This is a genomic window from Acidiphilium iwatense (assembly GCF_021556475.1).
Lineage (GTDB): Bacteria > Pseudomonadota > Alphaproteobacteria > Acetobacterales > Acetobacteraceae > Acidiphilium > Acidiphilium iwatense.
Map to the genome: position 1 here is coordinate 20,748 of NZ_JAKGBZ010000036.1, position 17,205 is coordinate 37,952.

At 62.1% G+C, this 17,205-nt stretch carries 19 protein-coding genes; 18 read left to right on the forward strand and 1 reads right to left on the reverse strand.

Annotated features, from left to right (window positions below):
• Nucleotides 1-412: 412 nt before the first annotated feature.
• Nucleotides 413-2,188, forward strand: a complete 1,776-nt coding sequence (locus tag L2A60_RS15210; protein ID WP_235705309.1) for a DUF3363 domain-containing protein — start codon at nt 413-415, stop codon at nt 2,186-2,188.
• Between the two features lie 154 nt (nt 2,189-2,342).
• Here L2A60_RS15210 and L2A60_RS15215 read toward each other — a convergent pair whose 3' ends face one another.
• On the reverse strand, nt 2,343-2,741 hold the full coding sequence (locus tag L2A60_RS15215; RefSeq protein WP_235705323.1) for a MerR family transcriptional regulator: 399 nt from the start codon (nt 2,739-2,741) through the stop codon (nt 2,343-2,345).
• A gap of 125 nt (nt 2,742-2,866) precedes the next feature.
• Between L2A60_RS15215 and merA the strand changes: the two genes are divergently transcribed.
• From merA to L2A60_RS15300, 17 genes are all read left to right on the forward strand, one after another.
• Nucleotides 2,867-4,306, forward strand: a complete 1,440-nt coding sequence (gene merA / locus L2A60_RS15220) for a mercury(II) reductase (protein WP_329603591.1) — start codon at nt 2,867-2,869, stop codon at nt 4,304-4,306.
• Nucleotides 4,303-4,911: a TlpA family protein disulfide reductase gene (locus tag L2A60_RS15225; protein ID WP_235705310.1), complete on the forward strand. Its 609-nt coding sequence runs from the start codon at nt 4,303-4,305 to the stop codon at nt 4,909-4,911. The genes merA and L2A60_RS15225 overlap by 4 nt, the downstream gene beginning before the upstream one ends.
• Nucleotides 4,912-4,940: 29 nt before the next feature.
• Nucleotides 4,941-5,447 (forward strand): hypothetical protein, encoded by a 507-nt coding sequence (locus tag L2A60_RS15230; protein WP_235705311.1) that lies wholly within the window; start codon nt 4,941-4,943, stop codon nt 5,445-5,447.
• A gap of 200 nt (nt 5,448-5,647) precedes the next feature.
• Nucleotides 5,648-7,252 carry an APC family permease gene (locus L2A60_RS15235; RefSeq protein WP_235705312.1) on the forward strand — a complete coding sequence of 535 codons (1,605 nt, stop codon included), beginning with the start codon at nt 5,648-5,650 and terminating at the stop codon, nt 7,250-7,252.
• 103 nt (nt 7,253-7,355) lie between these two features.
• On the forward strand, nt 7,356-7,712 hold the full coding sequence (locus tag L2A60_RS15240) for a hypothetical protein (protein ID WP_235705313.1): 357 nt from the start codon (nt 7,356-7,358) through the stop codon (nt 7,710-7,712).
• 98 nt (nt 7,713-7,810) lie between these two features.
• Entirely contained in the window at nt 7,811-8,152 is a 342-nt protein-coding gene (locus tag L2A60_RS15245; RefSeq protein WP_235705314.1) for a hypothetical protein, read from the forward strand.
• A gap of 182 nt (nt 8,153-8,334) precedes the next feature.
• A complete protein-coding gene (locus L2A60_RS15250) occupies nt 8,335-9,726 on the forward strand; it encodes a multicopper oxidase family protein (RefSeq protein ID WP_235705315.1) in 1,392 nt (463 codons plus the stop codon).
• 29 nt (nt 9,727-9,755) lie between these two features.
• A complete protein-coding gene (locus tag L2A60_RS15255) occupies nt 9,756-10,208 on the forward strand; it encodes a DUF411 domain-containing protein (RefSeq protein WP_013640737.1) in 453 nt (150 codons plus the stop codon).
• Nucleotides 10,209-10,243: 35 nt separating this feature from the next.
• A complete protein-coding gene (locus L2A60_RS15260; RefSeq protein ID WP_235705316.1) occupies nt 10,244-10,570 on the forward strand; it encodes a hypothetical protein in 327 nt (108 codons plus the stop codon).
• A gap of 66 nt (nt 10,571-10,636) precedes the next feature.
• A complete protein-coding gene (locus L2A60_RS15265; RefSeq protein ID WP_013640735.1) occupies nt 10,637-11,143 on the forward strand; it encodes a hypothetical protein in 507 nt (168 codons plus the stop codon).
• Nucleotides 11,140-13,293, forward strand: coding sequence for a protein-disulfide reductase DsbD family protein (locus tag L2A60_RS15270; protein ID WP_235705317.1), 2,154 nt, complete (start codon nt 11,140-11,142; stop codon nt 13,291-13,293). Before L2A60_RS15265 ends, L2A60_RS15270 begins: the two co-directional genes overlap by 4 nt.
• A complete protein-coding gene (locus tag L2A60_RS15275; protein WP_235705318.1) occupies nt 13,290-13,904 on the forward strand; it encodes a class I SAM-dependent methyltransferase in 615 nt (204 codons plus the stop codon). Before L2A60_RS15270 ends, L2A60_RS15275 begins: the two co-directional genes overlap by 4 nt.
• Nucleotides 13,901-14,623, forward strand: coding sequence for an SCO family protein (locus L2A60_RS15280; RefSeq protein ID WP_235705319.1), 723 nt, complete (start codon nt 13,901-13,903; stop codon nt 14,621-14,623). The genes L2A60_RS15275 and L2A60_RS15280 overlap by 4 nt, the downstream gene beginning before the upstream one ends.
• Nucleotides 14,620-15,180 (forward strand): TlpA family protein disulfide reductase, encoded by a 561-nt coding sequence (locus L2A60_RS15285; RefSeq protein WP_235705320.1) that lies wholly within the window; start codon nt 14,620-14,622, stop codon nt 15,178-15,180. Before L2A60_RS15280 ends, L2A60_RS15285 begins: the two co-directional genes overlap by 4 nt.
• Nucleotides 15,181-15,235: 55 nt before the next feature.
• The gene (locus L2A60_RS15290; protein ID WP_235705321.1) at nt 15,236-15,793 is read left to right on the forward strand and encodes a TlpA family protein disulfide reductase; all 558 of its coding nucleotides are present in this window, start codon (nt 15,236-15,238) and stop codon (nt 15,791-15,793) included.
• A 75-nt stretch (nt 15,794-15,868) separates the two neighbouring features.
• Nucleotides 15,869-16,171, forward strand: coding sequence for a hypothetical protein (locus L2A60_RS15295; RefSeq protein ID WP_231844414.1), 303 nt, complete (start codon nt 15,869-15,871; stop codon nt 16,169-16,171).
• Nucleotides 16,172-16,214: 43 nt separating this feature from the next.
• A complete protein-coding gene (locus L2A60_RS15300; protein WP_235705322.1) occupies nt 16,215-16,862 on the forward strand; it encodes a peroxiredoxin in 648 nt (215 codons plus the stop codon).
• The last annotated feature ends 343 nt before the right edge of the window (nt 16,863-17,205 follow it).

Sequence of the window (17,205 nt, forward strand, 5' to 3'; positions counted from 1 at the left end):
ATTGGGTTAGCGAGACCATGCACCGTGCCAAAGACTCGTCGATGAGTACGGCTAACTTTCCAAGACCTGTGTCTTTGCTTCAGATTCTGCCGTGCCATCAAGACACCTTCTCGATTTCCGAGAGCATCGGCATGATCAGGCAATGGCTCACAATGAAGATGACCTGCCCCTTCGTCCCCGGCTTGGACGCAAGCGCAGCGGAGATGATCGCCGGGCTCTGGCATCGATTCAAATCAAACGCGTGATTTCTCGTGCGGGGCCGCTCAGGCGATCAACCGCATCCCCATCAACGGACGCCGCTCGTCCTATTGCCAGCCTTCCCGCCAAGCGTGGCCGTGGTGCCACCTTCGCCCGCGGACGGGCGGCATCACCCCGCGGTTGGTCGAACACCAAACCAGGCGCTCGCAGGGTCGTGGTCAAGGCGCGCTACACCACCATGCGGGCCGGCAGCCGCGCCGCCGCGGTGCATCTTCGCTATCTCCAGCGCGACGGCGTGACCCGCGATGGTGCCCCGGGTCAACTCTACTCGGCGACATCGGATCGCGCCGATGGTTCTGCTTTTCTGGATCGGGCAGAGGGAGATCCGCGCCAGTTCCGGCTGATCGTGGCGCCCGAGGATGGACCGCAGCTATCGGATCTCCGATCCTTCACGCGCGACCTGATGCATCAGGTTGAGCAGGATCTGGCGACACAGCTCGACTGGGTTGCCGTCGATCACTTCAACACTGGCCATCCACATACGCACATCGTAATCCGCGGTGTCGATGAACTGGGCGAGAACCTGGTGATCGCCGGCGCCTATCTCGCCCACGGCATCCGCGAACGCGCGTCGGAACTCGCGACCATCGAGCTTGGTCCGGAAACCACGGTTGAGCAGCAGCAGAAACTCTCTCGCGAAATCGATCAGGAACGACTGACCCGGATCGACCGTGCCCTGCTGCGGGAAGCCGGAGAAACGGTCGATGGTATCGTCGACACACGAGCCACCAGAAATGGCCGCCATGCCGATTCTGATCGACACCTCCGGATAGGACGGCTGCAAGTCCTGCAACGGCTTGGTCTCGCCCAGGAGACCGACACCGGTTGCTGGTCGCTGAAACCTCGGATGGAGCAGACCCTCCGCCATCTCGGCGAGCAGGGCGACATCATCAAAACCGTGCACCGCGCGATGGCGAGCCAAAAGGTTCAGCGCGGTGCGGAACAGATCGTCATTCATGGCAAGGATGAGGCGATAGCAGCTCCGATCATCGGCCGGCTGCTCGGTCGTGGGATTGGTGCCGACGAATTGGGGGACCGCCTTCATCTGGTCATCGACGGTATCGACGGCCGCGCCCATTACATCGAGCTTCCGACTGGAGTGATGAGCATCGAGACCATACCGATCGGCGCCATCCTCGAGGTTGGCGCCGCAGGTCGCGAACCGCGCGCGGCCGATCAAAATATCGCGCACCTCGCGGAAGCGAACGACGGCATATATCGGGTCGCAAATCACCTGGCAGCGGCGCACGCGGATCGGGGGATCGTCGATCCAGACGCCTATGTTGAGGCGCATGTCCGCCGGCTTGAAGCCCTGCGGCGCGCGGGGCTTGTCGAGCGGGTGGATGCCGATCATTGGCGTATTCCAACCGGGTTCGAACAAAGTGCCACTCTCCATGATGCCGGACGCTCGCCAGCCGGCAGCCTGCGCGTGTTATCGACGCTCGACCTTGAGGCGCAGATCGCCAGCGACGGTGCCACCTGGCTCGACCGGCAACTCATCGGCAGGGACCGCATGCCCATCGCGATGGCCGGCTTTGGCGTGGAGATCGAAGCTGCCTTGGAGCAACGCCGCCGGCATCACATTGCGCACGACGATGCGCGCTGGGACGGGAAGGGGAGGGTGTTCTACCGGCGAGATTTGTTGGCAACGCTCGAAGGCCGAGAGTTGGCGCGCCTGGGCGAGGAGATTGCCACAATGCGGGACCAGCCGTTCCGCTTGGCGACGCGAGGCGAGACGATCCGCGGCACCTATCGCGAGACGGTGCAGCTTGCTTCGGGCCGCTATGCGCTGATCGAAAACGCCAAGGAGTTCCTCCTCGTGCCTTGGCGGCCGGTCATCGAGCGTAGTCTTGGCCGAGACGTTGTCGGACTCGTCACCGAGGGCGGGATTTCCTGGCAACTCGGTCGGGACTGCGGATTGGGCCTTTGATGGCGATCGGTCCTCTCCGATCCGAAGCTGCCCAGCCTGGGTCATCGGGCTCATCGTCAAGGTGCCCAGCATGCGGTCGGGTAGATCAGTCAATTCGATGAATTTCAGGGCTCGGTTGCATCTATACATAGAAAGCGTGACCGGCTTTACGCCATCAGGTTCGCTGACGTGATAGGGCTTCGAGTAACGCACAATCGGTTCCGTCGCCGGCGTCGCATTGCGTGACCAAAGTGGTCAGCGCCTTTTGCATGGCGCGCAGATCGGTGATTTTGATCCGTACATCCGCGAGATGAGCCTCGGCGACCAATTTTACCTCGCCGCAGGGGCGATCGCGCTCGTCTGCCAGGCGCAGCAAAGCGCGCACCTCGTCGAGCGTGAAGCCGAGTTCACGCGCGCGGCGGATGAAGCTGAGGCGCTTGACGTGGGCAGGGCCATACATTCGATGGCCGCCCTCGGTGCGCGCCGGTTTTGGCAACACGCCAATCTTCTCGTAGAACCGGATCGTCTCAATATTGCACCGCGTTTGCGTGGCCAGCGCGCCAATCAGGATCATCGGTTCCAACGCGTCTCGCACCTTTGTGAGTGCGTTGGCATTTTTTTCGCTTGCACCTGAACCTACTACAGATCCCATACATCGTCGCCTAGGCCCATCCAGATCTCACCACAAGGACCAACGGCATGGACGCTGTGACGACACATGATTGCTGCGCATCCTCCCGCGCCACGACCCCCGATCTGGTGGTGATCGGTGCTGGATCGGCGGGGTTTTCCGCCGCGATCCGGGCGAGCGAACTCGGCGCGAACGTGGCCTTGATCGGTCATGGCACGATCGGTGGCACCTGCGTGAATATCGGTTGCGTGCCGTCGAAAACCCTGATCCGCGCGGCCGAGGCGTTGCATCATGCCAAATCTTCCAGCCGCTTCGCCGGCATCGCGGGTGCTGCGCGGATCAATGATTGGTCGGCCCTGATGGCACAGAAGGACCAGCTCGTCGCCGATCTGCGCGGTACCAAATACCAGGCGCTGCTCCCGGAATACGAGACCATCCGCTATGTTCAGGGCCGCGCGCGGTTTACCGATGCGGGGATTGAGGCGGGCGGTGCAATTTTCCCAGCCGATCGTGTGGTGATCGCCACCGGCGCCTCGGCCGCCGTGCCCGCGATTCCCGGAATGGACGAGGTTCCCTATCTCACCAGCACCACAGCGCTCGCGCTGGACCGTTTGCCCAAATCCCTCCTGATCATCGGCGGCGGGGTGATCGGCTGTGAACTGGGTCAGATGTTCGCACGGTTTGGCGTTGCCGTCACCATCGTCTGCCGCTCGCGCTTGTTGCCGGGATTTGAGCCGGAGATCAGTGATGCACTTGCCGGCTATTTGCGTGACGAGGGCGTCACGATCGAATGCGGCGTAACATATCGGCAAATCAGACAGACGGAAGCAGGTGTCGCACTCGACCTCTTGGCGGGTGAAACCGCCCAGACCATCGAAGCTGAACAAGTTCTGATCGCCACCGGGCGGCGCGCGAACACAAGCGGTATGGGTCTAGGCACCGCCGGAATCGCGCTCGATCGGAACGGCGCGATCACGACCGATGAGCATCTCGCCACCAACCGGCCCGGAATCTATGCGGCGGGCGATGTTACCGGGCGGGACCAGTATGTCTACATGGCAGCCTATGGCGCGAAGCTCGCGACCGAGAATGCCCTGAATGGTGACATCCTCCGGTACGACTCGCGGGCGATGCCCGAGGTGGTGTTCACCGATCCGCAGGTTGCCAGCGTCGGCCTTACCGAGACCGAAGCACGCCGTCAGGGCCAGGATATCCGCACCGTCAGGCTTGATCTTGTCCAGGTACCACGCGCGCTCGCGGCACGTGATACACGTGGGCTGATCAAACTCGTCGCCGAGGCGGGCAGCCTGCGGCTGCTCGGCGCGCATATTCTGGCACCCGAGAGCGCCGACAGCATCCAGACCGCCGTGCTCGCGATCAAGCATGACCTCACGGTCACCGATCTGGCGGATACATTGTTCCCGTATCTGACCACGGTCGAGGGGCTGAAGCTCGCGTCGCTGGGATTCCAGAAGGATGTCGCCAAACTCTCCTGCTGCGCCGGATGACCACCATCAACCCGAAGGCAACCAACGCCATGAAACGCTTACGTCATCTCACCCCGAAATCTACAATTTTTGTCCTGGCGTTTGCCGCCGCCGCTCTGGTTCCGGCCTACGCACATGCGACGCCTTCCCCGATGATGGCACCTGAGAATCCGCCGGTCACATCGGCCAAGACAGCTCCGGACGCGTCGTTCCGGTCGGGGGGGCATCTGGTGAGACTGGCGACCTATCACGGTCAGAAGCTGATCATTTGGGAAGTCGCGACCTGGTGCGGCAGTTGCAAAGCAGGTCTGAAAGCATTCGCGCATCATCAAGCACTGATCGACCGGTCGAACCTGAAGATCATTGTGCTGCGCGACTACAAGAACGGCGGTTATCCGGGGATCACGATCGAAAAATTTGCCGCACAGGTCGCGCCCACGTTGCTCAAAGACCCGCATTTCGTGTTCGGCGATGCGACAAAAGAACTGGCAGCCGCGTATGATCCACACCATTACGTGGACATCTATCAGCTGATCGACGCCCAGAACCAGATCGTCGCCACGTCCTCGGCACCTTCGGTGACATTCGGAAAGATCAAGCATTTCATTGCGTCGGATTCAAAATGAGTGCGACTGCGGTTATCCGCGCCCGATCGATGGTCATACCCCGGGCGTTGCGGCTGGTGTTTGGGCACCCCGGCTATCGCATGTGGGCGGCGATCAGTTTTATCGTCCTGCTCACTTTCTACCTCATGCTGCTGCCGGCAAGCGAAACCGGGGGCGCCGTCGGTCTGGTTGCGCTGCCGTTTCTGACCGTCCAGGACGTGTTCCTGGCGATCGTGATGGCTGGCCTGCTGGCGCTGACCCTACCGCTCGGCGTCTATGGCTGGCGCATGGGCTCAGGCGGCGGTGTCGTCGGCAGTGCGTCGGGCTCGATCGTCGCCCTGATTGCGCCGTTGCTGTGCTGCTCGCCGATTCTGCCGATCACGATCGCCGCGATCGCGGCAAGCCTGCCGGCGGTCGGCGCTGCCGCCACGCCGTTGCAAGGCTTCATTGCCACGCATGAGCTCGAATTTTATGCAGCAGCCATCGTGCTGATGGCCTGGGGGCTTCAGGGCAACGCGAGGCGCGTTCTCTATTGCGAGTGCAGGCCAGTAAAATGAACCGCCGATGGGCTCCGATGCTGAGCCGCACGGGCGTGCAGCGTGTTGCCGCCCTTGCTGGCAGGCACCGGTTTATGCATCATCGATACATGCGCCACCTCGTCCACCTCCCTGGGTCCGCCGTCGGAGTGGCGGATCAGATTATCGGAACTGATGCTCGACCTTGACATAGCAACGAAGACCATGGCCCACGCGGCTGCATGAGTGGTGGTCTTAAGCGTGACGCGGGTGTCCTTGGTCTGATCCTCGCCAGTCTGGGCGGCATCGTGGGCTCAGGCTGGTTGTTCGGCCCGTTGAATGCCGCGAAATCGGCCGGGCCGGCATCGCTGATCGCCTGGGCGATCGGCGGGTTCGCCATCCTGCTGCTCGCGTTCGTTTATGCCGAACTCACCACCGCATTTCCGCGTGCGGGCGCGGTGATCGCGCTGCCCAAGCTCAGTCACGGCAAGCTGCTCGCCACCGTGATGAGTTGGGTGGTGCTGTTGGGCTACCTGACCTCGGCGCCGGCCGAAGCCACGGCCGTGGTCACCTATGCGAACAATTATTATCACGGCTTGGTGTCGCCGGGCGGCGTGCTGAGCCAGTCGGGTTTTCTGGCCGCGGTCGCTCTGCTGGCGATGTTCGCCCTGATCAACACGCTGGCGATAAGGCTGGTTCTGCGGATCAACGGGATCGTCACGATTTGGAAACTGGCAATTCCGGCGCTGACCGCCATCGCCCTTCTGCTCGCACGCTTTCACCCCAGAAATTTCACCGCGCACGGTTTTGCCCCGCACGGGGTCGCGGGCATTTTTTCGGCCGTCGCCACCTCTGGCGTGATCTACGCCTATACTGGGTTTCGTCAGGCGGTCGAGCTCGCGGGCGAATCCCGCCATCCGAAGCGCGATCTGCCGATCGCGATCATCGGCTCGGTGGTGATCGGCTGTCTGCTCTACGCGGCGTTGCAGACCGTCTTCATCGGCGCCTTGTCGCCGCACGCGCTGGCGCAGGGCTGGGGCAAACTGCATTTCACCGGCCTGTCCGGCCCGTTCGCGGGCCTCGCGACCTTGATGGGCATGAGCTGGCTGGCAGTTCTGCTGTATATCGACTCCGCCGTGTCACCGGCCGGCACCGGCATCATCGCTTATACCTCGACACCGCGCCTGTTCTACGCCGCCGGCCGCGAGGGCCTGGTTCGCGGACCATTCGCCCGGCTTTCGGGCGCCGGTGTGCCGATCGTCGGTGTGCTTGCCGCTTTTGTGATCGGGGTGATTTTTCTGCTGCCTTTGCCGTCCTGGCGGGCGATCATCAAGGTGGTATCGGCGGCAGCCCTGCTGTCCTACGGCATGGCCTCGGTTTCGTTGATCACGCTGCGCCGCACCATGCCGGTCGCGCGCTATCCGCGCCCGTTCCAACTGCCGCTCGCAATACCGGTCGCGGGATTAGCGTTCATCGTGGCCAATTTCATCATCGTGTGGACCGGCGCGCACACTGCCAACGTGATCATGCTGTACGTGCTGATCGTCGCGGCGCTTTACGCGATTACACAGCGCGTGATGTATGGCGGGTTCGGGCATCTGGAAATCGCGGGCGCGTGGTGGATCGCGCCATATTTCGCGGGGCTATGGGCGCTGGCTAATTTGGGGCCGAAGAACCTAACCGCAGGAACCGGCGCGCTGTCGGATGCTGCCCTGTCGGTGGTGCTGGTGCTGTTCAGTGTCGCGATTTTAATTATTGCCGCGCGCGCCGGCCTTCCCGATCCGGCGGAAGCGAAGGCGTCGATCGCCACATCGCAAGTACAAATCCCGACAGCCACCAAAATCTGAAACATTTCTCTCGATCTGGTATAATCCGTGAAATGGCACCCAACGGTCATCCGACTCAAACCAAACCGAGGTACATTCTCTATTGCAATTACGGGTTTCCCGAATGACGCGCCGATGGTCCCCGACGCTGAGCCTCACGGGTCTGGTCTCATCGTTCGGCTGTGCGGCGTGCTGCGCGCTGCCGATCATGCTGGCCGGCACCGGCCTGGCCGGCGCGTGGACGCTGCACCTGCAATTGCTCGTCGGTCCCTATGAGCGTTGGTGGTTGTGGGGATCGATAATTCTGCTGGCCTTTGGGGCGGTTTCTTGGGGACGCGAGATGCGACGGCTCGCCGCGCGCGGCCATTTCCAGTTTTCGGTCATGACCTATGCCGTTACACCGCTGATCCTGATGCTCGGCGTGATCCTACTTGCCGGCACCTTGATGGTCGAACACGCAAATTTCACCGATTTCCTGTGATCGTGAGGTGTCGTGGTTCTACCTGCAGGTCACGCCGCCAAGTTCTCCCCCTTGCCAGACTGTCGCGCGAGACATATGCATAATCCGTGTTCCGAACCATGACACACTTCCTGATCGCCCTTGCTCTCGTGCTCGCCACGAGCGTGCCGGCGTTCGCGCGCGCGATGCCGATGACACAGGCGGTCGCGACGGCACCTGTCTGCATTGGTCATGATTGCTCGGGTCATCACAGTCCGGGCCAGGCGCACCATCGTCCCATGGGCGCGCGCTGCATCGCCCCGACCTGCACCAGTGCGGTGGCATTACCGATAAGCGGGGCAAGCGCTGTCGCGCTCATCGACACTGTGTTGACGACGTATCACCCGCTAGCCGCGTCATCCCATCTCGGTCTGCGTCCCATACCGGACGCGCCGCCACCTCGATCCCTCGCGCTGAGCTGACCGCCTTCCGGTTTTCCCGGACCGGCGGCTAGCATTGGTTGTGTGCGCAAATCTCCGGTGGTTTGCGTAGCCGCTTTGTTCGGGCGCTGACGCGCCCAACCTGACCGTGATCCGGCCTGCCAAATGCCCGATCCACGGTCTGCGTGGGATCAGATTTTATGACGATCGAATATCCGTCCGTCGTGCGACGACGGACTCTGCTGAAGCTGGGCGGCGCTGCCGCCTCGGCTGCCGTGCTACCCTGGGCGGCGCCTGCCGACGCGGCAACCAGCCGTGCCATCACCGCCGATCTGCGGCCAGCTCCTGCCAAGGCCGCGATCCTGGGTGCAAACCGCCCCAAAACCGATGTTCTCGCCTATAACGGAACGGTGTCCGGCCCGGTGGTGACCATGCACCAGGCCGTCCCATTCCAATCCACAGTGACCAACGGCCTCGACCAGGGCACCACGGTGCACTGGCACGGCATCCGGCTGCCGAACGATATGGACGGCGTGCCGTTCCTGACCCAGAAGCCAATCCGGCCGGGTGCCGATTTCCACTACGCGTTTACCCCACCCGATGCCGGCACCTTCTGGTATCACCCGCACGAACATACGGCGCACCAGATGGGTCGCGGCATGGCCGGGGCCTTGATCGTCAAAGAGCCGGAACCGCCACCGTTCGACCGCGAATTGCTCTGGGTGCTCCAGGACTGGGCGTTCGAGCCGAACGATCAGTTCGTGCCGGGTTTCGACACGCCGATGGAAGCGGCGATGAGTGGGCGGATCGGCAGCGTAGTGACCATCAACGGTGTCGTCCCCGGACCGATCAAGCTGCGTGCCGGGGAACGGCTCCGCATCCGAATGGTCAATGCCTGCCTCGCCCGGTTCATGGCACTGCGGTTCACGGGGCATCGGGTCACGGTGATCGCGCTCGACGGTCAGCCTTGTCATCCTTTCCAGCCCGCCAACGGACAGGTCATCATTGCACCGGCCCAGCGGGTCGATCTGCAACTCGACACGACCGGCCAGCCCGGCCGCGATTATCCCGTCATCGACGATTTCTACGGCCGGCATGCGACCTATCGGCTGGTGACGCTGGCTTACACGAAGCAGCAACCGCGCCGGCGCTCCTTGCCGGCACAGCCGATCATCCTGCCGCCAAATCCAGTGCCCAAGCCCGATCTCAGCAACCCGATCCGCCACCATCTGGATATCGTCGGTGGCATGATGGGCGGCATGGGCATGACAGCCGACGGCAAGCCCGCTCCCATCTGGGGTATCAAGGATGGCAGCCGGACGAGTGACGGCATGGCGCCGATCTTCACGATTCCGCTTGGCCGCACCGCGCTGCTGACGCTGGAGAACCACACCGCGTTCTGGCACCCGATGCATCTGCACGGCTACAGCTACACGGTGCTGTCGCGCAACGGTGTGAAAGAGCCTTATCCGCACCTGCGCGACACCGTGATCCTGCGCCCGAAGGATACGGTCGAAATCGCCTTCGCCGCCACCAATCCGGGCGACTGGATGTTCCATTGTCACGTCATCGAGCACCAGGTGAACGGGCTGATGACGGTGATCCGCGTGGCATGACCCTCAAACCAAAGATGAAAGTCAAACCGATGAACCGACGCACCCTGCTCAATGCCACCGTAGCCTTGGCCGCCTTGGCGCCGGTCTCGGCGCTTGCCGCCGCGCCGATCAAGGCAACGCTCTACAAGGATCCGTCCTGCTCGTGCTGCGAAGCCTATGCCAAATATCTCGACAAGAACGGCTTCAAGGTGACGGTGATTCCAACACCCAATCTCGAGCAGGTCACTTTGGCAGCCGGCGTTCCTAAGTCGCTGGTCGGTTGTCATTTGACCAAGCTCGCCGGCCATGTCTTCGAAGGCCACATTCCGGCCCCGCTCATCAAGAAATTCCTGGCCGAACCGTCCTCGGCCAAAGGGCTGGCGATTCCGGGAATGCCGGTCGGTCTGCCGGGAATGCCGGCGATGGCAGGCATGAAAGCCGAGCCGATCGCGGTCTATCTGGTCGGCACGCCGAAACCGGTCGTGTTCGCAACCGTCAACTGAGCATTGTGCTCGGCAATCACAGAAAGAACTCACAAATGCTGAAATTCAGGACTTCACTCATCGCGGCCACAATGTCCGTCGCGGTCTTCGCCGCGCCGATGATCGCCACTGCCGCGACCACACCCGCGCCACAGGCCAAAACCACGAACAGCGGCGGCATGATGTCGGGGGGCAAGATGACCGGTAAGGGCAAGACCGGTGCCGGCATGGCGGGCGGTGGTATGGCTGGCATGATGGGCATGATGGCGATGATGAACGCCTGCACCCGCGTGATGAACAAGATGGCCGACAACATGGGTCATGGCACGATGGGCGCTCATCATGGCACCATGATGGGCAAAGCCGCCCCGAAAAAGTCGTAACGGATCGGCGCCCGGGGACGCGCTGCTCTCCGCGCCACCGGGCCGTCTACCTTCTGGACAAACGACATGCGCATCAATTGCCGTCTCGCGATGTTAGGGCTGCCAACGCAGTTGACCACCGTGGCTGGCCGCACCGTGCTGCGCCGGTATTTCGTCACCATGGCGATCGGCAATCTTGTCTGGGAAACGATGCAACTGCCGTTTTACACGATCTGGCGGACGGCACGCTTCGCCTATCTTGCTTTTGCCGTGCTGCATTGCTGGATCGGCGATCTGCTGATCGGCTCCGTCACGATGCTGTTCGGGATCATTGCGGCCGGGCGGCAATGGCCGTTTGCAAATGGCGGGCGTGCCGTTCTCGTCACGCTCACGAGCGGTGTCGCCTATACAATGTTCAGCGAGTGGCTCAACGTCGTGGTGCGCGGCGCGTGGGCCTATAGCCCGGCGATGCCGGTTCTGCCGGTGCTCGGCACCGGTCTATCGCCTTTCCTGCAATGGGTCGTCGTGCCGGGAGTGGCGCTTTGGTTCGCGTATCGCCGCCCTTGCGCATTGTCCGTCGAGACCTGCCGATGATCATCCGGTCGCAGCCGCGTCTTGCCGCCATTCTGATACTCATCCTGACATTCATGCTGGGGGTGTTTTCGATAACATCTGCTTTAGCCGCAAGCACCCAATGGGTCGGCAACCGGCACGCGGCGGCGCGGTTGATCACCGCGACCGAGGCTGTGGGCAACGCACCGCAGATCGACGCAGGTTTGCAGATCAGGCTCGAGCGTGGCTGGCACGCCTATTGGCGCAATCCGGGTGCCGCGGGCATTCCGCCCTCGATCGACTGGGCGGGATCGACCAACGTCAAATCGACCAAAATGTACTGGCCTGCACCGCACCGCTATCTGCTCTATGGCCTGGTTACCCAGGGCTACGAGCACGGCGTTGTCCTGCCGCTATCGATCGTGCCGAAACACCCCGGCGCGCCGATGGTTCTGCACGCGCTCGTGCATTATTCGGCGTGCAAGACGATCTGCATCCCCTACACCGCCAAGCTTGTGCTTCCCCTGCCTGCGGGCCTCGCGAGCCCCGGACCGCAAGCGCCCCTGATCGCCAAGGCCTGGACACGCGTGCCAGGCACGCTGGCTCAAGCAGGGCTGAGCCTGTTGCAAGTGGTGGTGTCCAAATCGCCTGGACACAAGAATACGACGATATTGTCCCTTGTTGTCGATGCGCATGGCGCCCGCCTGTCGCGCCCCGATCTGTTCATCCAGAACCATTTTTCGACCGCAACGCCGGGTGCCCCAAAAATCTGGCTCGATACCGGACATCGGCGCGGCGTGCTGAGTGTGACCCTCAAGGGCGAAAAAGCGGCCGCCATCGCCGGAAGAAAACTGCGATTCACGCTGGAAAACGGATTGGGTGCGGCGGCGTTTTCGGCGACCCCGGTGTTCGGCCCCGTGCCCGCACATGGCACCGGTGTGAGCATCATGCTGATCCTCGCGATCGCGCTGCTCGGCGGTCTGATCCTGAACGTGATGCCTTGCACGCTCCCGGTCCTGTCGCTCAAACTCATGAGCTTCGCCGGAGCATCGGGCGGCGCGCGGCGGGATTTACGGATCACGCTACTGGCAACCGCGCTGGGGATCATTGTTTCCTACGCGGCTCTCGCCTTCATTATCATCGTGTTGAAGGCGGTGGGTGCCACAATCGGCTGGGGCATCCAGTTCCAGCAACCCTGGTTTCTCGGCGCGATGGCGGCGATCACCACGCTGTTCGCCGCAAGCCTGTGGGAGTGGCTGCCGATCCCGCTCCCCGGGCTTGCGGCACGAACCGCGACCATGGGCAGCGAAGCCAGTGCCAGAACCGCAGCGTTTCTGACCGGCGTCTTTGCGACGCTTCTTGCCACATCCTGCACCGCACCTTTTATCGGCGTCGCGGTCGGTTTCGCGCTCGCTCGCGCGCCACTGGTCATTCTGGGCATTTTCGCAGCCCTCGGGATCGGCATGGCGCTGCCCTACCTGCTGGTCGCGGCTTTCCCCGGCCTGGTGCGCTGGATGCCAAAGCCCGGGCGCTGGATGGTTGTGCTCCGCGTTCTTCTCGGTTTTGCCCTGCTGGGCACGGCGATCTGGCTGGTCTGGATCATCGAAGCGGTCGTCTCGCCCATGGCCGCACTGGTCATCGGCGCTACAATTCTCGTCATGCTTGCGCTGCTGTTCTGGCGTCATCGTCTCGGGAATAGCCAGGGCCGATTGCGCCGCATCGGAGCCTTCGCGGTGATTGCTGCCGTCGCCCTTGCCATTATCGAACCATCGATCACCCCGGCCAGCTTGGCACCCACCAAACAACGCGCCGACAACACGATCTGGCAGACATTCGACCAGGCCCGCATCGTCACGTTGATTGGCGAAAACAAGATTGTCTTCGTTGATGTCACCGCCGCATGGTGCCTGATCTGCAAGGTCAATGCGCTCACGGTGTTGGACCGTAACCCGGTGGCGCGACAATTGCGCGCGCCCGGCGTGGTCGCGATGCGCGCCGACTGGACCCGCCCCAGTGCGCCGATCACCGCCTATTTGCGCAGCTTCGGACGGTATGGAGTGCCGCTCGACGTGGTCTACGGCCCCGGCGCACCATCCGGCATCATGCTGCCGTCTCTGCTGACACCGGGCGTCGTCATGCAGGCTTTCCGGCGCGCGGCCGGACCACCACCCCGTACGGAGGCCGCACGATGAATTTCTACGACCGAAGGATTCTTCCCTATGTTCTGAATTTTGTGATGCGTCAGGAGGCGCTGGTACCGTTCCGCACGCGCGTCATCGGCGTGGCACAGGGGCGTGTGTTGGAATTCGGCGTCGGCTCCGGCCTCAATCTGCCGCTCTATGGTGCCGGCGTGACATCGGTCACCGGCGTCGATCCTTCGTCCGCCTTGTTGGGCATGGCGCAGGATCGTGTCACGAGCGCCATCGTGCCAGTCGAACTGATCGAGGCTTCGGCGGAGACTTTGCCGATCGACACTGCAAGCATTGATAGTGTCGTCACCACCTGGACGCTCTGCACCATCCCGAACGCGGTGCAGGCGCTGCGCGAGGCGCGGCGGGTGCTCAAGCCTGGCGGCACGCTTCTGTTCATCGAGCATGGCCGCGCGCCGGAACCCGGCATTGCGCGCTGGCAGGATCGGCTCGATCGCCCCTGGGGACTGATCGCCGGCGGCTGCCATATCAACCGCAAGATCGACGCGTTGATTATGGAGGCCGGGTTTCACATGGAGCGCCTGTCGCATGACCGGATGCCGGGTCCGCGGACGCATAATTATCTCTATGAAGGCAAGGCCCATCCCGTATGACCGACCGGAGCGAATATTCAGATTATCAGCCCCGGCGTGGTCACCGGATCGGGCGGCGGATCGCGATCGGCGGGGCGATTGGCCTCGGTGCGGCACTGACCGCCATCGCCATCGATCCCGGCATTATCGGGGTGACGGAACACAATACGCTCGAGACTCTGGCGCATCTGCTCGGCTGGAGCAGGCCGCATGGCCGGCTGGCAACCACCACCGACTCGGCGATCCCTCCCGGTGCGCCGATCGGCGGCCCGTTCGCCCTGACCAACCAGTTCGGCCAGGCGATGACACCGGCAAGTTTTCGCGGGCGCTGGATGCTGGTCTATTTTGGTTACTCGCGCTGCCCGGACGACTGCCCTCTGACACTCGAAAAAATGGCGATCATGATGAACGCGCTGGGGAAGCTCGCCAAACATGTTGCTCCCGTCTTTATCACCGTCGATCCCACCCATGATACGCCGGCGGTGCTTAGGACATATCTGCCCAAGTTCAGCAACAAGATCATCGGTCTCACCGGGCCGGTACCGGAGATCGCCAAGGTCGCCCGCGAATACGACGCCTATTTCAACACGACCGATCACGAAGCCTCCGGCCAGAGCCTGATCAGTCATTCAACCTTCATTTATTTGATGGCGCCGAACGGAAAGTTCGAGAATCTGTTCCCGGTGTCCATCACGGTACCGCAACTCGTCCACGTCATGAAAAAGGCGATCGCCCAATGACCCTGTCGCCATCCTCACGGCGTGGTTTTCTTACCCTCGCAGCTTCCGGCGCGGCGCTTGGCCTGCCGCGATCCGGCGCAGCCGCCATCCCGAACGCCCCACCGCTCTATATCACCACACCAAAGCCGTTGCCGACATTTAAATTCTCCGACGCATCCGGTCATCCCCTCACGCTCGCCGATTTCCACGGCAAACTTTTACTCCTCAACATCTGGGCGACTTGGTGCATCCCCTGCCGCAAGGAAATGCCCACCTTGGATCGGTTGCAAGCGAAGCTTGGCGGCCCGCATTTCGAAGTGGTGCCGGTCTCGATCGATTCCGGTGGACTGGAAGCGGTCAGGAAATTCTATGCCGAGATCAAGATCAAGCATCTCGGTATCTTTCTCGATCCAAGCGGCAACGCGATGCAGGTGCTCAACCTGGAAGGCGTTCCGACCAGTTTCCTGATCGACCCGAACGGCAGGCAGATCGGGCGGGAGACCGGCGCTGTGGTCTGGGATAGCCCGAACGTGGTCAAATTCATGGCCCATCAGATAGCCGGGCATTCCCATGAATAACCAAAGACGGAACACCAGGACTGCGTGTCGGCCAGAAGACGGGATTTGGTCTCGATTGCCCGCCTCGCGGCGTGAGTTGCTCGGACTGCCCTTCCTGGTGGCCGGCAGCGCGATCGTAGCGTCCGGCTCGGCATCCGCCGCGGTCCCCGCACATCCGCCACTCCAGCTTTTTGCACCAAAAACATTTCCGGCACTCAGGTTCCTGGATGAAGCCGGTCAGCACATCTCGCTGGCATCCTTTCACGGCAAGTTCGTGCTGCTCAGCATCTGGGCGACCTGGTATGTCCCCTGCCAAAAGGAGATGGCCACGCTGGATCGGCTGCAGGCCAAACTCGGCGGTCCGCACTTTCAGGTCGTTCCTGTGTCGATCGATTCCGGTGGCCTGGTGCCCGTCAAGGAATTCTACACCCGATTCAAGATCCAGCATCTTGGCATCTTTCTCGATCCGAGCGGCAGCGCGATGCAGATACTCAATCTTCAGACAATTCCTGTGGCGTTTCTGATCGACCCGGATGGCAAGGCGATCGGACTCAAGTCCGGCACCGCCGTCTGGGACAGCCCGCGCATGGTCAGATTCCTGACCCATGTGATCTCGTCGAAATCACCCACCTGAACCAAGGAGTTTTCAACCATGAATGCATGTTGCGATAACACCGGCACTACGCGCCGATCCGGCTGGCGGCGCTTCTTGACCGGACGGATTGCGATCGTCGTCGGCCTTGTTGTCATCGCCGGCGGTGGTCTTGCCGTTGGCGGCTGGGGCTGGCTGGTTGCCGCCGGTTTGGCGCCGATCATCCTGTCGCTGCTGCCCTGTCTTGTCATGTGCGGCCTCGGGCTCTGCATGATGGGCATGAACAAATCGAAATCGAACGCCGCACCAGCCATCGACGCAGCGATCCAGAATGGTGATGGCACAGTCCGCCGGGGTGACTCGATGCCGTCGTCCGCTGTCCCGTCGATCGCCCACCGTCAAAGTCAGAATGTCACTTGAAATCAGCTTCATTCAGTCAAATCAAAATGAAAGGAATACGCGCATGAGTATCCAACTTGGTCAGATCGCACCCGACTTCGAGCAGGTCAGCACGCACGGCACGATCAAATTCCACCAATGGCTCGGCGACTCCTGGGGTGTGCTGTTCAGCCACCCGAAGGATTATACACCGGTCTGCACCACCGAACTTGCCGAAGTCGCGCGGTTGAAGCCCGAATGGGACAAACGACACGCCAAGCCGATCGGGCTTTCGGTCGATCCTGCCGACAGCCATAAGGGCTGGGAAGACGACATCAAGGAAACCCAAGGTCAATCACTCAATTTTCCGCTTCTGGCCGATGCCGATCGCAAGGTCTCCCATCTCTACGGCATGATCCACCCGGAAGCCGACCCCACGGTCACGGTGCGCAGCGTGTTCATCATCGATCCCAACAAAAAGGTTCGGCTCATCATCACCTATCCGCCCAGCACCGGCCGAAACTTCGACGAAATCATCCGGGTCATCGACAGCCTGCAACTCACCGATGCGCACAAGGTGGCGACGCCGGTGAACTGGAATGATGGCGATGAGGTCATCATCCTCCCAAGCCTCTCCGACGATGACGCAAAGACCCGCTTCCCGGAGGGCTGGAGAACCCTGCGGCCCTATCTTCGCATGGTCGCCCAACCCAGACTACCGCATCGGCAGTGATCGCGCCGACATGACGCCAAACCGGCCCCACATATGCCTAATTTTTGTGGGGCCGTATAGCTCTTCACACAATCCATCGAGGATCCCCGATGGTAGGGACCCGGATCATAGCGATGAGTACAGTGACGAAGCGCATGATAGGTTGGATAGGCGGATTTATCTCGATTGCTTTGATGCTGTCCTTCCGGGACGCCGCTGCGGCGGAATTCGTAAAAAATGCCGCCGGGTTTCCGATCCATGCGCCGCGCCCGTGGGAGTGGTGGTTCCAGCCGGCGGCGAGCCCGATCCAGAAGGCCATCGACTGGATGATGCAGTTCGTGCTGTGGATCATGTTCGGCGTGGT

Bases quoted from the DNA above. Each gene is read 5' to 3' on its own strand.
- L2A60_RS15265 (WP_013640735.1), top strand. From the start codon at position 10,637: ATGCGCATCAATTGCCGTCTCGCGATGTTAGGGCTGCCAACGCAGTTG.
- merA (WP_329603591.1), top strand. From the start codon at position 2,867: ATGGACGCTGTGACGACACATGATTGCTGCGCATCCTCCCGCGCCACG.
- L2A60_RS15255 (WP_013640737.1), top strand. From the start codon at position 9,756: ATGAACCGACGCACCCTGCTCAATGCCACCGTAGCCTTGGCCGCCTTG.
- L2A60_RS15215 (WP_235705323.1), bottom strand. From the start codon at position 2,741: ATGATCCTGATTGGCGCGCTGGCCACGCAAACGCGGTGCAATATTGAG.
- L2A60_RS15260 (WP_235705316.1), top strand. From the start codon at position 10,244: ATGCTGAAATTCAGGACTTCACTCATCGCGGCCACAATGTCCGTCGCG.
- L2A60_RS15270 (WP_235705317.1), top strand. From the start codon at position 11,140: ATGATCATCCGGTCGCAGCCGCGTCTTGCCGCCATTCTGATACTCATC.
- L2A60_RS15240 (WP_235705313.1), top strand. From the start codon at position 7,356: ATGACGCGCCGATGGTCCCCGACGCTGAGCCTCACGGGTCTGGTCTCA.
- L2A60_RS15300 (WP_235705322.1), top strand. From the start codon at position 16,215: ATGAGTATCCAACTTGGTCAGATCGCACCCGACTTCGAGCAGGTCAGC.
- L2A60_RS15235 (WP_235705312.1), top strand. From the start codon at position 5,648: ATGAGTGGTGGTCTTAAGCGTGACGCGGGTGTCCTTGGTCTGATCCTC.
- L2A60_RS15245 (WP_235705314.1), top strand. From the start codon at position 7,811: ATGACACACTTCCTGATCGCCCTTGCTCTCGTGCTCGCCACGAGCGTG.
- L2A60_RS15275 (WP_235705318.1), top strand. From the start codon at position 13,290: ATGAATTTCTACGACCGAAGGATTCTTCCCTATGTTCTGAATTTTGTG.
- L2A60_RS15285 (WP_235705320.1), top strand. From the start codon at position 14,620: ATGACCCTGTCGCCATCCTCACGGCGTGGTTTTCTTACCCTCGCAGCT.
- L2A60_RS15230 (WP_235705311.1), top strand. From the start codon at position 4,941: ATGGTCATACCCCGGGCGTTGCGGCTGGTGTTTGGGCACCCCGGCTAT.
- L2A60_RS15280 (WP_235705319.1), top strand. From the start codon at position 13,901: ATGACCGACCGGAGCGAATATTCAGATTATCAGCCCCGGCGTGGTCAC.
- L2A60_RS15225 (WP_235705310.1), top strand. From the start codon at position 4,303: ATGACCACCATCAACCCGAAGGCAACCAACGCCATGAAACGCTTACGT.